This is a genomic window from Flavonifractor porci, assembly GCF_037572415.1.
Lineage (GTDB): Bacteria > Bacillota > Clostridia > Oscillospirales > Oscillospiraceae > Flavonifractor > Flavonifractor porci.
Genome location: NZ_JBBHLB010000007.1, coordinates 138,010 through 154,194 on the forward strand (window position 1 = coordinate 138,010; position 16,185 = coordinate 154,194).

Consider the following 16,185-nt stretch of genomic DNA (forward strand, 5'->3'; position numbering starts at 1 on the left):
GCGATCTCCTCTCTTGTTTTATTTTGTTATGGTGTCAGGAATGTCCACCCATCCACCAGATACCCGTTTGTGTCGGTGATGGGCCAGAGGTACCAAAAATCCTCCCAGGAGCGCTTGATGTGCAGGCACAGGTTCGGTACGCCTTCCGGGATCGTCAGGGAAAACCACCGAGGCTCATCAATGTTGAGCGTTTCGTCGTACAGGATCTCGTCCGTGACCCAATCCAGAAGCCGTCCGCTGTCATCCCACAGGGGCTCGCCCGTACAGAACCGGATCTGTGTTTCATACCAGCGCCCCACCACCAGCAGCCTGTCCAGTCCATCCGGCTCCAGCTTTGTGACCGGCAGTACCTCCAGCCATGCGGATACATCGTCCGGTGGGTTGGGCCAGTAGAAAATCAGGCTGTCAGACGGTTCCTCATACAAAGCCGTTTGCACCGTTTCCGGCAGGAATGCGTCTACCCGCTGGTAGACCGCCGTGCGGACTGCCGGAGCGCCGTCCGTCTCATAATGCTCCTGGAGATACAGCGTATCCGGATCGGTCAGAGTGAGAAAGAACTCCGCGCCGGTATCATCGTGAAAGAGCCGGACGCTCCAAAGCTCGTTGGAGAGGCCGTGGAACAGCGGTTCCTCCAGCAGCTCCGTCCGAAGCTCGGCTTCCTGCCGGTATTCCGGCTCATCCGTATCCAGAAAGTCCGCAAAGTAATAATCCGCTCTCAGCACATATCCCTCGATGGCGTCGCTCCACCTGCTTTCAAAAACCAGCGTGGAGGCCAGGCCTTCTTCCCGGGCGTTATAGCTCCAGCCCTCCACCTCGCCTGTGGTCATGTGCCATGTCCCATGCAGGTTTGCGATACACAGTTCGCCGCCCGGGCCCGGCCGCTCCGCTTTTTCAAAATAGAACCGGTCCCCATAGAAGGATTCCAAAATGATGCGGCCATCTTCCATGCGGCCATTCATCTCACCATCTTCATCGCCGTCCGAACTTGTCAGCCGCAGGGTGTGATCCGCGCCGAGCCACCAGGTCCCGCTGCCCAGATAGCTGTTAAAGCTGTCGCCCAGGACCTCACGGAATTGCGCCGTTCCGTCCTCGTTGAGAAAGAGATCGGCCCACCACCGCTCCGTGGGCATCTGGCTCACCTCTGTGCGGTCAAAGAGATCGTTGTAGGACTCGTGCTGTACAGCCGTCCAATAGGTACCGCCCAATGAACTGTCGGAGTTATGGTCGGACGGAGGGGCGGAGGTCGCTGTGTCATCAGGAGACTCGGGCGGCCCTTCTTCTCCGCCGCCGGGGGTGCCGCTGCAGGCCGTCAGGCAGAACGCCAACAGCAAGGCCAGCATAGACTTCCATACTCGTTTCATCTCACTGCACACCTTGACATCATCATTTTCCTGTTTGCAGTTACTTGCATGACGACACCTCTTTTCTTTCTGTTTTTGTTTCTCTGCGCTCTACTATGGTTTCATTTTACCGGGTGCCGCTGTTTTGCGCCCTACCCGCAGCGGGTAGTTTTTCGGACAAAACGCAAAAAAGCGGAGCGGCATTTGCCGCTCCGCTTGGTAAGAATATCCTGTTATTATTCCACATACCGATAGAGGAAGGTGACGATCTGGGCGCGGGTGCAGTTGTTATCCGAACCGAACAGGCCATTGCCGATCCCGCCAGTGATGCCCTTGTTCGCCGCCCATGTGACCGCGTCGGCATAGTAAGCGCCGGCCTTTACATCGCTGAATACACTTCCTCCGCTGACCGCAGGGCTGCCCGCCGCACGGTACAGGAAGGTGACGATCTGAGCGCGGGTACAGGTAGCGTCGGGGCTGAACTTACCGCCGCCCGTGCCGCTGGTGATGCCGTTCTCAACGGCCCAGGCCACCGCTTTGGCATAGTAGGCATCCGCGGGGACATCGGCAAAGCTGTTCATGCTCTTGGGGGCGGGAGATCCGGCAGCCCTCCACAGGAAGGTGACCGCCTGGGCGCGGGTGCAGGGATCGTTGGGCCCGAACAGCTTGTTGCCGATGCCGCCGGTGATCTTCTTGGCGACTGCCCAATGAACTGCTTCGGCATAGTAGGCGCTGTCAGGCACATCGGTGAAGGTCATCGGCTCATGGCTTTCCTTGTCGATCACGATGGCGTAATCGGATGCGTGGTCAAATGCCCAGCTTGCCTTGCCGCCGCTGATCATACTGGCACTCCGGAATTCCAGCGCACTGCTCTTGGGATTGTAGAAGTAGAGGTTGGCGTACAAACCGTCGTGCTTCTTGCCGAGGTCAACGGAGAGCTTCAGCGACATACCGAAGGGACCGTTGTGGCTCAGCTGAAGCTGAACGGTCGTCGTCTCGCCGGTCAGGGCGTGGATGACCTTGGCGGGAATGGTCTTTGTGCCGGTCTTAACGCCGAGGTCCAGGCTCACGCCGCCCTTCGGAACATCCAGACCGCTGAAGGACCAGACCATGCCGCCGCCCATATCCAGCTCAACGGTGACATCCTTGCCTGCGATTTCCTTGGTAACGCTGGCAGGAAGCTTGGTTTCGCCCTTCATGTCAATGGTGACGGTGGAGCCTTCCTTGGCATTCTTCAGCTCCTTGGCTGCCTTGTCGGAAGCGGGCGGGGTCGCCGCACTGCCGCCGCCGCCACCACCGCCGGAGGAGGAACCGCCGCCGGAGGAAGAACCGCCGCCGGTTGCGGGGATCACGGTGTTTTCACTGCGCCTTGCGTGGCAGTCAACGCACTCCTCATGCTGCTTGCCCGCCGCATTGGGGGTTGCCGCAGTGTCTACCACCCACTGCCAGTTATGGTTGGCGGTTTCGGTGTAGTTTGCGGTTTCGCCGGACTTCTTGCACTTGGAGCAGGTACGGCTATGATTGGTATCATCAACCTTCGTCCATGCGGAGAAGTCGTGGGCTTCCACCTTGAAATCGTCGCCCGCTGTGCAGGTCTTGATATGCATACCGGGGTCCATATACATCCAATCCTGCCCGTCGGTATCGTGGGTATGGCCGACCGTTACGGTGCAGCTTGCGGATTTGCTGCCGCAGGTGACTGTGATAACTGCCGTGCCCTGTGCCTTAGCGGTCACCTTGCCGGTGCTGCTAACTGCTGCAACATCCGGCTTGTCGCTCGTCCAAGTCAGGCTGCCCGCTGCGTTGACAGGCTGCTTCACGGCGGAGAGCTGAATGCTGCCGTCAATGTCCAGATTCACCTTCGTCGGGACAACGGTAAGGCCGGTAAGCTCAATGACGGGAGCTGCGGTCACGGTGACATAAAAGGGGGAAGTCTTAGCAAGCAAGTTGATTGTGGTGCTGCCATCCTTGACGGCAACCAGCTCCAGTTGGGTTTTCTCCGATCCGGTATGAGCCGCCCTCGGCTTGATCTTGCCGTTCTCCAGCGTAATGTTATCATCCTGCGTCAGATGCGTAAAGCCGGTGCCGGTGCTCTTGGCAATGCGCCATTCCAGATGATAGCCGCTGTTCTCAGGCAGCAGCTTCGGAAGCTCGATGGGAAGATCCGCCTCGTCATTTTCGCTCAGGGTAATATCCGCGTATGTGTAAACATTCTCAAGCCTCAAAGCATCGGCCACAGTGGAATCATCGTATACAACCACAGTCCACCGACCATAGTAGGGTAGCGTGGGTCCAGAGTAACTGGCGTCCAACGTTGCGCTGCCCGTAGAAACGCCGGTGATCGTGATGGTATGGTCTTTGGGGAACGGTGTGGCCGTCGTGCCGCTTGCGGCAATTTTTTCATTGGAGATCGTGATGTTGCTTGTTCCCGTTGCACTACTATCCTTGAAGGTGATCTCATTCCAAGAATTGGCGTTGCTGGGATCTGCGCTGACCGTCAGCGTAACGCTCTCACCCCGCTTGATATAGATCGTGTTGCCGCTGTCGAAGCCTTCCAGCAACACGTACTGCAAAGGAACATTGTCATACAGCTTGACGCTGTCTCTGTTCACAAGAGAGCCTGCCGTCTGGGTGTCGGTCTCCTTGAAGCGGGTAAAGATATAATAGGTGTTGCCCTCGGTTAGATCGGTCACCGTGGAGGAATGGATCTCCGTGCCATCGGTCGGCCACTCGTTGCCGGAGGTGGGGGCGCTGATGGTGTAGACATACTCCTGCTTGTCGGAATTGAAGTTGTTGATCTTAAACTCTGTGTATTTTCCAGCGGCACCTGTCTGCGCCTCAACTTCCGGTCGAGCCGGTAAGTTGTTGTTGTCGGCCTTGCTGACCTTCACCGCCGCGCCGACGATCTCGCCGAGATAGCCCTCTGCCGTGATCTTCACGCGGATGCGGACAGTATCACCCATGTCAGCCGCCACGGGAGTATACTTGCCACTGGTCGCGCCGTCAATATCCGTCCATGTGTTGCCGCTGTCCGTGCTGCGCTGCCACTGGTAGCGCAGTTTGCTGCTATCAAAGCCGGTGGGCAGGTTGCCGGTACCGGTGGAAATGGAGCGACCGAAGACGATGCCGCTGGTGTAGTACACATTGCCCGTGAGGGTGGGATCGGGTTCAACCACCGGCGCCTGATTCACCACCAGCTTAACGATATGCTCGTTGCTGAAAATACCGATGTTGCTGCTGTCCTTTTGCAGATTCAGCTGCAAATCATAGGAATAGACCTTGGGGTCTGCGCCCGCGGGAATGGTGACCGTATGCGAGGTTTTATCGGCAGCGATGGTATCTGTCTGCTGTACCGCGGAAGAACCGGAGATATAATGCTCGCACTTGGTTCTGTAGCTGTAGCCCGCGTCTTTCAGCTCCTGCGCCAGAGGCTTCCACGTGAATTTGAGGGTATGATCCTTGCTGTTGTCCATCCGCTCAACGGTGCCCTTCCAGTCCTTGGCGTAGTTGATTTTTTTGCCGTCCAGCGTGACGGACTCCATCACACCCCATGCGTCGCGGATGACCTCGATGGGAGTGCTCGAGTTAAGTTTCAGATAGAAATCATCATTATTTTTCCCCACGAGCGACTCAATGTTCTCGGAGGTATAGAACTTTCCGTTTACCTTTATCGCACTATTCGGGAAGCACTTCATGGCGTGAAGTATCATTTCCAGCCTGGCACGCGCTGTGGCATCCGAATTCACCCCATTGCCATAGCTATTTGCGGTAACATTGTAAATGTCGAGTTTGGGATTCTTGTCGGGCGAGGTAAACACGCCGCTCTTGAGCAGCAGCACCGGGACGGTTCCCACATCAGTGTTTATGCTGTACCCGTTGTTAACATGAAAGCCGTCGTTGAAGTGCGCTCCGTCTATGACTATCTGCGTCGCATCTTTCTGCATACCTTCTACCACGAACGGGGCGTTGAACACGCCGCCGTTGAGGACAACGCGCGGCTCTGTATCCTGCTCTCCTCGCCAAAGAGTATCTGTCCAGACAATTCCGTTGAAGGTACCGCCGTTGATCGTGAGATTGGAATAGAGCAGCTGCAGCGCCAGCGGCATTGCTTCAACCGGGAGGTCGAGGAGCGACTGACTCCTGTCCCAGTCGTATGCGCAGTTGATCGTGCCGCCGTTGATCGTGATCTGCGAGCGCTTGCCGTTCTCGGGCTTATTAAAATAGTCGTCGCCGATGCAGCCGCTGGCTCCATAGGTGTACGTCATGTTAGGATGCAGCTTGGTCAGCGTGCCGCCGTTCATTGTGAATTTTGCAGGCTCGTCTTTCTTTTCGGAGCTCATCATGATGATGCTGTACGCTTTGTCGTCATTAGGAAAGGAAACCGCGAGTTCGCCGCCGCCCTTGCTGTCATACAGCGTGAATTCGCCGCGGCGAATGCAGAGCAGGTTTTCAAACCCCGCCCGCCTGCTTGCGTTGATCGTGATCTTATGACCGTTCAGATCCAGTTTTTGGTTGCGTATTACATCGATAGAAAGATCATTAATGCCCACCGTGTAATCGATGTCTTCCATCAGCTTGAGATCTCTTGAATCGTACGAACGGAGATAGGTCGCAAACGTATCATAGTTCCTAATTTCAGCCTTTGTATAAGATGTATCGTCCGCCGCGCTCGCCGTCACGCCCATGGCGGGCACGAGGGAGAGCAGCATCACCAGCGTCAGCAGTAAACTGGTAATTCGTTTTCTCATGTTCTATCTTCCTCCTATTTTGATTAGATACCCATTGTCCGCGCATTGTTTCTCGGCGTGCGGCCTCTTTTTTCCTCCCTTCTGCCCCCTAAAACCGCAGCACTTTTTCCGTTGTCTCTTGGTGTTCGTCGCCAGGCCGTCTTTGTGTATAAAACCGAATCGACCAGAGCCGGATCAACGCCTACCACGGTAGGCGTTGAAATGGGGGGTACCCCCCATTTCAAAATGATCTTTGCCTATCTCAAAGGGATTGCAGACTGGCGGCCAAATAGTCCAGAGATACATCATAAAACACAAAGTCGTCGATCTCGCCCCTACGCTTAGCCTCGATGGCGCGGCTCACAGCCTCCGGCTGTCCTTCGGGGCACATCAGCATGAGCCGGCAGTGGGGCGTGACTTCCCGCAGCCATGCGCACAGGGCCAGGCAAAATCCGATGTCCTGGGCGCCGTCCTCGGCCACCTCCAGCAAAGCCCCGGTGGCCAGGTGGCTGCGGATGGCCACGTCCGCGTTGGCATAGTCCGGCTCATAGCACAGCTGTATTCCCGGGGCGTCCCGCACTTTCGCCATCAGGCCCTGAGCCAGCGATGCCCGCCGCATGATCAGGAGCACAGTTTTCAGCCTCCCCACCTCCCATACCTTCTGTATTACAGATTTATTGTAGAGCTTATTTCGAATTTGCACCCTACCCGCTGCGGGTAGTCTTTTCCCTAAAACAAAAAATCCACCGGCACAAAGCCGGTGGATAGGAAGTGCAATTCTTTAATACAGGGGATTGATCCAGCCGTTGGAGATCATGTAGAAGGCCAGATCCACCGCCTTGGAAAAGCCGGTCTTGCCCAGCATGTTCATCTTGTGATACTTGACGGTGTTTTCGCTGATAAACAGCTCCTGGGCGATCTCTTTGTTGGTCATGTGTCTGCACATCAGCCGGAGTACCTCCATCTCCCGGTCGGTGAGGGGAGCCTCTCCCTGGGGCATGGGAATGGTCCTGGGCTCCGGGAAGCTGCTGCCCCCCGCCATCACCGTCCGGGCCACCTCCAGAAAATCGTGCAGGCTCCGGCTTTTGTAGACAAAGCCGTTGGCCCCGGCGGCCCTGGCCCGGGGGATATAGGTGATCTCGTCAAAGGCGGTCATGACGATGATCTTGACCTCCGGATCTGTTTTGCGGATGGCCTCCACCGCCTTCAGTCCAGAGGCGCCGCCCTCGGTGCAGACATCCATCAGCACCAGTTCCGGATGCAGATGCTTACAGAAATCCAGAGCATAGTCTGCGTTGGGCACTTCGCCCACCACGGAAAAATCTCCCGCCGCCGTCAGCGCCGTGGTCAGCGATTCCCGCATGGAAACGTGATCCTCCACGATCAGAACGTTTGTCATTTCTCCACAGCCTCCTTTGGAACAGACAGTTCGATTCGGAATCGGGGGACAGTATAGAGCTCCATTCTTCCGCCAAGCTGACGGACCCTACGGCGCATCCCGCTGATGCCACCGCCCTCCCGGATGGGTCCGGCGGGCGGGATGCCGTTGTCGGTGACCGTCATGCGCCAGCAGTCATTCTGGAAAAAGTGGAACTGGATGCGGGTGGCATACCCGTGGCGCACGGCGTTGGTGACACATTCCACGGCGATCTCGGCAAAACTGTCCGCCACCGCCCCATCCTCCGGCAGCGCGCCCTGGAACTCCACCGACACCTCCATGCCCTGGAAGGTCTCCCGCAGCATCTCCAGACGATGAGCAGGGCTGGGCGTGGGATCTTCCCGGAGGGCCGTGGGAAGGCTGCGGGCAAAGTCCAGCAGCAGCGACTCATCCATCTGCCGGTCATCCCGCAGCGCCCGGAGCAGCAGGCTGATCCGCTGTCCCAAAAGGTCATGTACCCTCGCCTTGCTTCGGGCGATCTCCTCCGCTTCACAGATGGCCTGTAAATGCGCAATGGTGCTGCGAAGCTCCTGTCCGCGCTGCTCCAGCGCCTGGTTTTGCCGGGCAAGAAAGGTCACCGCGTCCCAATGCTCCGTGACATCATCGGCAGTCAGCAGAAGCATGGTCCGGCGCCCCATGGGGAGCTCATGGGCGGAAAAGCTCCATACGGAGGAATCGGGGAGGCGAAACACCTGCTGCCCACCCAGAACTTCCCGTGCGCAGCCGCCGCACAGCGGGCCGCACTCCAGCAGCCGCTGAAACAGCCTTCCGTCCTGTACCGGCTGCCCCGTCATCTGCCGTGCCAGCGCCTCCATGCTGCGGTTGCACAGCAGGAGCTCCCCCGACCGCCGAAAGAACAGCAGACCGGTATGCAGGGTATCAATGGCTTCCTTGACAGATACGGAGGAGAGCTGGGTGTAGAGCTCCAGCCGGCGCAGCAGGCAGATATGTACGCTGCGCAGCAGGAAGAACGCCATACTCATCAGAAAAAAGACGGGATAGGCGGGCCCTGTGACCGTCTCTGTCAGGGGGAGCAGGACAGCCGCCCCGCCCACGGCAAAAAGCGGCCAGATCAGTTCCATCCCCACCGCGGCGGTGGTTCCCAGCACCGCAGTCAGCAAAAACACCGCCTGCCGGACAAGGTCGTAGGCGCTGGGCGCCAAAAAGTCGCAGAACAGCCCATACTGCACCTGTGCAAGAAGGGCGGCGAAGAGGAACAGCACCCCGAGGATGGCGCACTCCATCCCATTTTCCACCCGGCGCACCCAGCCGGTGGGCAGACGTCGGATGCTGTAAGAGATGGCCCTTGTTTGAAACACGATGCACAGGGCGGCCGCCATCACCAATGTGGTCAGCGCCCAATGGGGAAACCGGTAAAATTCAGCCACAGGACTCACCTCCCAAGGGCAGCGTCATGCAGATCCCAACGGCATCGTCCAGATCCTTGCAGGCGATCTGACCGCCCAGCGCGGCAGCCGCCGTCGTCAGTTCCTCCGAAAAGCGCCATTGTCCGGGATCACCGCCCGGAATAAAGCGGAAAACCAGATGGGCGCCCTCCGGCTCCAGATACCCCAGCAGAGGAGAGGCGTTCTCCCCCAGGGCCCAGGATATGGCTTCAAAGGCAAAGTCGTAGCACAGTGCCGCCCTGCGGATCTCCAGCACTCCACGCTGCCCGCAGCGAATGAGCAGCTGCAGTCCTGCATAGCGGGCCAGTTCTGCCAGCTCATCCAGATAAATGCTCAATTCCTCTCCGGGCAGTCCATCTCCCTGACGTGCCAGGAAAAACAGATTGCATCTGCGTTTGATATGGCACAGGCAAAGAGTGATATAGGCGGTCAGGTCCCGGGGATGGGGGGTCTCCGGCAGAGCCTCGATCAGCCGTCCCAATGTCTGGATGCGGCGCTCCATGTCCCGGTCCAGCTGTTCAAACATGGTGCGGTTTGTCTCCGCAGCCAGCAGGCGCTTTTTCACATCGCCCTCCTCACGCATCAGGGCGTTGGCCGCCTCCAGACGGGCCTGCACAGCCTGGATCTCTCTGCGCAGCCGGTTGAGCTGGGAGAGGTCCTCCTGCCATACCGCCATACCGCCGTGAATAGGAACCGCGTGAAGCTGGGTGTCGCTGTCCCGCAGCAGCGGATGGGCCATATCCATGGAGATCCTCCGCCAGATGGAGCGGGAGACGGGAGGCGCGCCCCGGGAGGACAGGACGGTGCGGCCCTGCTCATCCAGCAGCGTCAGCCCAATGGGAGTGGCGGTGAACAGGCGCTGATACTGAAGATTGACCGGGATAAACCCCGCGTGAAGGGCCGACTCAAAAAACAGGGCGGACAGCACGCAGATGTTCACGGTAAGATCGCTCTCCCACGCCAGAGGCACCCGCCTGATGTAAGCAGTGATGTAGGCCAGCAATCCCACGCAGAACAGCAGCGGAACCATCCTGCCGGCCCAGTAAGGGCTATACCGCCCCCTGTGGAGCAGCTTCCAGACTGCGCAGGCCAGGAACAGGAGGGATAAAGTCATTACGCCCCAGTATCCCGGACCGTACCGGTAGTCTGAGGCCCAGTCCCCGGTCGGGTCAAAACGAAATACCAGCTGGTGGAGGTCGTTGGTGAGCACCAATAGCACAGAGAGGGCATAGCAGGCCAGAGGCGGCCACAGAGGGCGCAGCGGCTTTTTCTCGCCCTCCGGATGGTCCAGGATCACGGCCAGATACAGCAGCGTTACCGGAAGGGCAAGCTGAAAGATGTAATAGCCATACCAGCACATCCGGCACAGAAGCCCATCTGCTGTCAGCTGATATTTGAACAGGCGCAGCAGCAGCCATCCCACCATCAGCCAGCCCATGACCCCGACTACTCGGCGGACATCCCGGCGGATCATCCGATGGGATACCGTCCCCTTCCACAGCAGGATGGCGGCGGCAAGGAACAGGGCGGATAAAATATGCTCCCGGAGATCTGCTGTGGTATAGCGCCGGGTGTGGAGAACCTGCCGGCGCAGGTCCCGGCTGCTGTCCCCGGTCAACTCCAGAAACCAGCCGTAGTCCTCCTCGCTCAGGGTACGGGCCGGCCGGTAATCATCGGGAAAATCAGCTGGTCTCTCTCCGTCTACCAGGGGCAGCCCTGCTGACAGAAGGGTTTCATCCAGCCCCGGCTCCAGCGTCAGAGGGACATCGGAGAGCAGCCCCATACGGCAGGACAGCGTGCCCTCCGCCGGCACGATGATCTCATAATTTCCTCCGTTCCGGTTCCACGCGGCGGCCTCCCAGTCCAGACAGATCAGAATGGGGGCGTCCGGCGCCTCCAGCCGGAAGTTTCCGTTCTGACCGAGGTGTTCCAGCAGCTCCAGAGCGTCACGCTTGGAGGGCGCCTCCCGGTCCAGACCGTAGGACAGGGCGCCCAGAGCCAGCATATTGCGGATCACGGAACTGCTGCTGATGCCCACGGGGACCGGACTCTCCCGAAGGCTGTTCCAGCCGGTGACGGCGGCGTCCGTCCGGCTGCGGTCCACCGCCAGAATCACGGTGGCCGTGACATGGGGATACCAATACCGGCCAATGCCCCGCTCCAGCGCCGGGATGGCCTGTACATCAAAGCAGGCCACGGCGCTGCCTCGGCTCACCTCCGCGTAGAGGGTATCCTCTGCCGTCTGAAGGGAATACCCGGGGAGGAAGGGGGCGAGAGCCGCGCTATACGCCTCGGCGCCCTCCGCCGCGGAGATCAGACGGCCCCCTGTGTCCACCGTGCCGCACCCGGCCAGGATCAGGCACAGCAGGAGGAGCGGCAGCCAACGCCCTTTCATGGCGCCACCGGCTCCCCGGACTCCTCCATCCGGCCGGCACACTCCCGGCACAGATCCATCTCATCGCAGATGAGGAAACAGGCGTCGCAGACCAGCCGCCGGCAGATGGGGCATTGGCTGAACCGCTCCCTGGCCTCCTGACCGGCCGCCTGCATGGCCCGCTGCTTCTCCCGCTGATAGATGGCGTCATAGAGTTCCTTCTTCTCCCGGTGTTCCGCCGCCTGCAGCGCTTTGGAAAAGGGGATGCTGCTGCTGTACCAAAATTCTCCGCACACCTCGCAGCGGATGGAAAAGCAGAAATACTGGGGCGTGGACCGATCCTCTAAGTGGCTGGACAAGAGATTTGTCATATTCCGCACCTCCTCGTTTCTACTCCTGTTATAACAGGAGTAAGGGGCGGGAGTATATGGTCCGTCGGATACTTTTTCCCACTTTTTCGCAAAGGTATCCATTGGATAATAGAGAAAGCGCACAAAACCAGTCCTCTGGTTTTGTGCGCTTTGCTGTGATGGAGAAACTTGTCTTAGAACAGCTCCTGGAGCCGTCCGCACCGGCGAAGCAGATCGATATAGAGCATCAGTTCATCCCGGGAGGCCACCCCCAGCTTCTCGTAGATGCTCCGGTTGTGCTTTCGGACCGTGCTCATGCTGATAAACGCCAGATCCGGGATGTCCGCGATCTCATGTCCATCGATGTAGTAACGGAGGATATTCCGTTCCGCCTCTGTCAGCAGATCCTTCCGCGCCACAAACTGGTCGAAGAGCTCGGCAATATTGGGGGGAAGCTCGCCCTGCTCCAGACGCTGGTTCCGGGCCCGGGCGTTGAGAAACTCCGCCAGTTCATCCACCTCCGAGATCCCGGAGGACAGCCCCTGTTCCGGCAGTTCTTCCTGCTGGAACCGCTTCAGGCTGTCGGTAATAGGCCGGACAAATCTCCGCGCCAGGAAGAAGGAGAGGGCCAGCAGCACCACCAGCAGTCCCAGGGCCGCAATGATCCATGTTTTTTGTATTTCAGCGGTGTATGCCGCATAACTGTCCTGGGGGATCAGGATCGCAGCGGCCCAGGCGGTGTCCTCCGTCTCTCCCTTGGAGATGGAGATGGTCTGATGCAGGCCGATATACCGCTCGGCGCCTGTGTCATATTCGTTATAGTATCGTCCCTGATGGATGGCGAGCGTCTCCTGACCGTCCAGATAGGTACCGTTGACGCTGCCCACCAATCCATCCGACAGCAGAAGACGGCTGTCCTGAATGGGAGCCAGAACGGTAACGGCGGAGCCGAACTGCCCCTCCGCCGCGGGATAGGACAGCTGGAAGTACAGCGCGCTGAGCTCCACGCCGCAGACGCCGTATACGCTCCCATCGCTGCCCACGATGGGGACGCACAGCAGCATGGCGGATTCCCAGGTACCCTTCAGGTCAATGCGGCGGGACCAGAAATAACGCTGCGCAGGCCGGTCCAGAGGAGAGTCCATCAGCTCCCGGCAGCCCGGGATCAGATCGGTATCAAATTCCAGATTCCACCGGTTGTGCAGCTCCAGATCCTTTTGCCGGGCGATATCCGGGATACCGCGGAAGTAGACCACGGTAGGGGCAACCGGATTGCTGGCGCTGAGGTTGGTGTAACGCAGGTGGATCCCGCTTCTGGAGTGGTCTGCCACCTCCAGGGTGGTATTGGCCGTGGCATTTAAAATTACATAGGCTCCGTTGCAGTTGGCGGTCTGGAGGGTGGTATTGACCAGCGGGTACATGATCTGCTGCAGCTTCAGCAGCCGCTCCGGGTCATCGTTGACCTCTTGCAGTGAAATGCCCTCCCGTACCAGCTCCCCTTCGATCTCGCGGCTGAGTTCTTTGGAGAGATTCAAGCTCTGGGCGGTCAGCTGATCCAGGCGACTGGCCAGGCTATCCTGTGTATTTTTCAGTTGCAGCTCCATCACCTCATGGAGCTGCTCGTCGTTTTGGGAAAAGGCCCCGGCGATGGACAGAAGGAGGATCACCGCCGCAAAGACCACCAGGATCATGGACACCCAGTAGAGCATCAGTTTTCTCTGCATGCCCACGCTCTGCTTTTTGGCAAAGGCGTTCAGCGCCCGCAACTCCCGGAATTTGTTCAGCACGGTGTTTCCTCCTCTCTTTTGTTTATCGCTCCATGATCTCCCGGAAGGCCTGGAGCCGCTCTGCGCTGATCTGCTCCAATCCGGTTTCTCCGGCCCCCAGATAATCCTGACGGCCCAGCGCAAGCTGTGAGCGCACCTGATCTTCCAGGGTCGTTTCCAGACTCAGATAGCTCTCCAGCTGGGGCGGCACATAAAACTCATAGTTTGCCTGGGTATCCAGATACGCCTGATAGAGGGAGGCGTATTTGGCGCTCTCCAGTCCCTCGATGGCCTTCGGCAGTTCGTTTTCAAAGGCGGCCCGAGTCACCGGCATGTAGCCCGTTCGGGTCACGAACTCCACATTGTGGTCCGGCTCGGTCAGCCACTTGAGGAGGGTCACGGCGGCCTGCTCCCTCTCTGGGGTGGAGCGGACGGTGCAGAAACCGGCTCCGCGCTGCATGACCAGCTTTTCCCCGTTTTCAAAGACCGGACAGGGCCGGGAGATGATAGTGATCTCCTCGGAGGTATTGTCCGGATAAGTTACCACATCGCTGTAATAGAGGATGCTGGCCGAGGATGCCACGCTCACAATGCTGTCGCCGGTGCGGATGGATTCTGTGGCGTAACCGCCCTTGAGCCAGACGCCCCCACGAAGCGCGGCCCGGGCCAGCGGCTCCCACGCCGCCTGGAATGCGGGGCCAAAGGCCAGCTTGTCACCCTGGAAGAAATCCTCGCCCAGGGATTCCGCCCCCACCTGGAAATAGTTGAAATAGTAGTCGTGAACGAACATGGACTTGGCGTCGCCCGGAATATCCGGCGTCTGAGCGTCGGTCCAGTCCGCATAGACCTCTGCTGCCTTGAAAAGCCCCTCCCAGGTGTCCAGGTCCGCCAGCGTCACGCCGGTCGCCTGGGAGAAGCGGTCGAAGATCGTCTGGTTGATATACATGATCTCTGTGGATTTCGCCACGGGAAGGACCACCAGCCGGTCATTGACGATCCCCTCTTCCACGAAAGCCGGCAGGAAAGCGGACAGTTCTTCCTCGCTGAAGTAGTCCTGATAGTCCACCAGAATGCTGTCGTCGGGCAGCGCCATCACCGTCTTGGGATAGGATACGAAAAGGTCGGGCAGCTCCGGAGCTCCCGGCTCTCCGTTGGCGGCGGCCAGCACCAGCTCGTGGATGGTGTTGGTGTTGGACACGGAGGTGACCTGCACGTTGATCCGCTGCTCCTTTCCCACCGTCTGGTTGAACGCATCGATGAGGTCGTTGAGTGGGGAATCTGTCTGACCGCCATAGACGTGCCAGACCGTAATGGTGGTCGGCGTCTCTTCTTTTTTGGCCGTGTCGGAACAGCTCGCGCAGCAGTAGGCCAGCAAGATACCTGCCAGCAAAAACGCCGCAATTCTTCGTACCTTCACATCGCATCACCTCGTTTTCATTATATCTGCTGAGGGTAAAAAAAGCCAGTTGAAACAGGATACTTTATTGAATTCATTTCGTGGAGTATCCATTTCAGTTCAGTATAACATGGATTCCATAAACCTGCCCTATCCGCAGCGGGTAGTTTTCATCGTTCAGGTTTTTCTTTTGATATCGTTGCCTTATCCGGGTGGATCAGAGTGATGGGTAGCCCCTTTTTTCTGGCATAGTTGACGGTCATTCCCGTTCCGCTGCGGATAGAACGGTCGTTGTCATAGACTGCCAGTAAGTAGCCTGCACGGTCCACCATATACTCGTTGCGTCTCCGGTAATTGACCGCCGGGGGCGCTTCTTTATTACCCACGATAACCGTTTCCGCACTGTGTCGGATCAGAAAAGACATACGGCTGCGGCTGCGATCTTCCCAGTCTGTGTCGTGGCCCTCAAAGGGCAGAGCGATCTTCAGTTGGATCTCGCTATATTCCGGCTGTTCTTTGAGCCGCAGCAATATCTCCCCGGCCCACATATCCACGCCCAGAGCGCCGCCTACCCAAAACTGGCGAAAGCCTTGCTCATAGAGCTGGATCAACTGATCCCGGATGCGTTTCTTGATCCGCTTGCAGCCGTTGTTGTTTTCATCATATTTGAAGCGAAAGCGTGTCGGTCTATGGCCGATGATGGCACAGGCAAGTCCCCTTGTCATATTGACACCTCACATAACATCGAACAAAATAGTGTTTTAATTATATATTGACGCTTTATGAGCGTCAATAATGCTTTAGGGTTAATTTTAGTATGCGCTGCCTTCGGATAAACTAATTCCGTAAGGTGGTGATAACTCTGGAATGGGATTTTGACTTTTCCGAGCGCATGGAAAACCTATCTTATGCTATCGGATACTATCGCAAGAAAAAGGGATATTCCCAGGAACAGTTGGCAGAGATCCTTGATATTAGCCGCCAGCATCTCGCGTCCGTTGAAGCGCCCGGCATGAGTCATGGCCTGTCTCTGGATCTGCTGTTTAGGATAGCCACCGTCCTTGAAGTGGAGCCGTATCTGCTGCTGAAATTTCGACTTGAGAAGTAAGATTTTTCATTAAGATGATGATAAGTCTTTTCTCTGACCTAAATCTCTGATAGAGTGAGTCCTTCTGGGTGGTTCACAATGAACCGCTCCTGGGTCCAGCGAATGGGCGCAGTTCTCCCTTGGCTGAAGATTTTGAAATTGCCATTGATTCAGAGAGTGGTTTGTACTACATTTTGACATTAAGGTCAAAAGGGGGTGTGACACAATACTTCAGGTTTGATATAATGTAGATAAAAACAGGGTGGTGGCGGAAGATGTCATACAGGGCCAACGGAAGCCA

At 57.8% G+C, this 16,185-nt stretch carries 12 protein-coding genes; 2 read left to right on the forward strand and 10 right to left on the reverse strand.

What is annotated here, in order from left to right:
• Positions 1-26: 26 nt before the first annotated feature.
• Both WHJ28_RS08320 and WHJ28_RS08325 read right to left on the reverse strand, forming a co-directional pair.
• Positions 27-1,361 carry a hypothetical protein gene (locus WHJ28_RS08320; RefSeq protein WP_340041512.1) on the reverse strand — a complete coding sequence of 445 codons (1,335 nt, stop codon included), beginning with the start codon at positions 1,359-1,361 and terminating at the stop codon, positions 27-29.
• Between the two features lie 215 nt (positions 1,362-1,576).
• Positions 1,577-5,605, reverse strand: a complete 4,029-nt coding sequence (locus WHJ28_RS08325) for an S-layer homology domain-containing protein (protein ID WP_340041514.1) — start codon at positions 5,603-5,605, stop codon at positions 1,577-1,579.
• Positions 5,606-5,611: 6 nt separating this feature from the next.
• Here WHJ28_RS08325 and WHJ28_RS08330 point away from each other — a divergent pair, with 6 nt between their 5' ends.
• Entirely contained in the window at positions 5,612-5,929 is a 318-nt protein-coding gene (locus WHJ28_RS08330) for a hypothetical protein (protein WP_340041516.1), read from the forward strand.
• Between the two features lie 400 nt (positions 5,930-6,329).
• Here the strand turns inward: WHJ28_RS08330 and WHJ28_RS08335 are convergent, their stop codons facing one another.
• The 8 genes from WHJ28_RS08335 to WHJ28_RS08370 form a co-directional block, all read right to left on the reverse strand.
• Entirely contained in the window at positions 6,330-6,698 is a 369-nt protein-coding gene (locus tag WHJ28_RS08335) for a hypothetical protein (RefSeq protein ID WP_325284884.1), read from the reverse strand.
• A gap of 150 nt (positions 6,699-6,848) precedes the next feature.
• Positions 6,849-7,466: a response regulator transcription factor gene (locus WHJ28_RS08340; RefSeq protein WP_186908314.1), complete on the reverse strand. Its 618-nt coding sequence runs from the start codon at positions 7,464-7,466 to the stop codon at positions 6,849-6,851.
• A complete protein-coding gene (locus WHJ28_RS08345; RefSeq protein ID WP_340041524.1) occupies positions 7,463-8,893 on the reverse strand; it encodes a sensor histidine kinase in 1,431 nt (476 codons plus the stop codon). Before WHJ28_RS08345 ends, WHJ28_RS08340 begins: the two co-directional genes overlap by 4 nt.
• On the reverse strand, positions 8,886-11,306 hold the full coding sequence (locus WHJ28_RS08350) for a histidine kinase N-terminal 7TM domain-containing protein (protein WP_340041527.1): 2,421 nt from the start codon (positions 11,304-11,306) through the stop codon (positions 8,886-8,888). Before WHJ28_RS08350 ends, WHJ28_RS08345 begins: the two co-directional genes overlap by 8 nt.
• The gene (locus tag WHJ28_RS08355) at positions 11,303-11,656 is read right to left on the reverse strand and encodes a hypothetical protein (protein ID WP_075705368.1); all 354 of its coding nucleotides are present in this window, start codon (positions 11,654-11,656) and stop codon (positions 11,303-11,305) included. The genes WHJ28_RS08350 and WHJ28_RS08355 overlap by 4 nt, the downstream gene beginning before the upstream one ends.
• 173 nt (positions 11,657-11,829) lie before the next feature.
• A complete protein-coding gene (locus WHJ28_RS08360) occupies positions 11,830-13,422 on the reverse strand; it encodes a helix-turn-helix transcriptional regulator (RefSeq protein ID WP_075705369.1) in 1,593 nt (530 codons plus the stop codon).
• A gap of 22 nt (positions 13,423-13,444) precedes the next feature.
• Positions 13,445-14,818 (reverse strand): ABC transporter substrate-binding protein, encoded by a 1,374-nt coding sequence (locus WHJ28_RS08365; RefSeq protein WP_116721468.1) that lies wholly within the window; start codon positions 14,816-14,818, stop codon positions 13,445-13,447.
• Positions 14,819-14,967: 149 nt separating this feature from the next.
• Positions 14,968-15,522: an SLOG family protein gene (locus WHJ28_RS08370; RefSeq protein ID WP_116721467.1), complete on the reverse strand. Its 555-nt coding sequence runs from the start codon at positions 15,520-15,522 to the stop codon at positions 14,968-14,970.
• 167 nt (positions 15,523-15,689) lie between these two features.
• Between WHJ28_RS08370 and WHJ28_RS08375 the strand changes: the two genes are divergently transcribed.
• The gene (locus WHJ28_RS08375) at positions 15,690-15,905 is read left to right on the forward strand and encodes a helix-turn-helix domain-containing protein (protein WP_116721466.1); all 216 of its coding nucleotides are present in this window, start codon (positions 15,690-15,692) and stop codon (positions 15,903-15,905) included.
• The last annotated feature ends 280 nt before the right edge of the window (positions 15,906-16,185 follow it).

Bases quoted from the DNA above. Each gene is read 5' to 3' on its own strand.
- WHJ28_RS08330 (WP_340041516.1), top strand. From the start codon at position 5,612: ATGCAGCTTGGTCAGCGTGCCGCCGTTCATTGTGAATTTTGCAGGCTC.
- WHJ28_RS08355 (WP_075705368.1), bottom strand. From the start codon at position 11,656: ATGACAAATCTCTTGTCCAGCCACTTAGAGGATCGGTCCACGCCCCAG.
- WHJ28_RS08350 (WP_340041527.1), bottom strand. From the start codon at position 11,306: ATGAAAGGGCGTTGGCTGCCGCTCCTCCTGCTGTGCCTGATCCTGGCC.
- WHJ28_RS08375 (WP_116721466.1), top strand. From the start codon at position 15,690: ATGGAAAACCTATCTTATGCTATCGGATACTATCGCAAGAAAAAGGGA.
- WHJ28_RS08340 (WP_186908314.1), bottom strand. From the start codon at position 7,466: ATGACAAACGTTCTGATCGTGGAGGATCACGTTTCCATGCGGGAATCG.
- WHJ28_RS08325 (WP_340041514.1), bottom strand. From the start codon at position 5,605: ATGACGTACACCTATGGAGCCAGCGGCTGCATCGGCGACGACTATTTT.
- WHJ28_RS08370 (WP_116721467.1), bottom strand. From the start codon at position 15,522: ATGACAAGGGGACTTGCCTGTGCCATCATCGGCCATAGACCGACACGC.
- WHJ28_RS08320 (WP_340041512.1), bottom strand. From the start codon at position 1,361: ATGAAACGAGTATGGAAGTCTATGCTGGCCTTGCTGTTGGCGTTCTGC.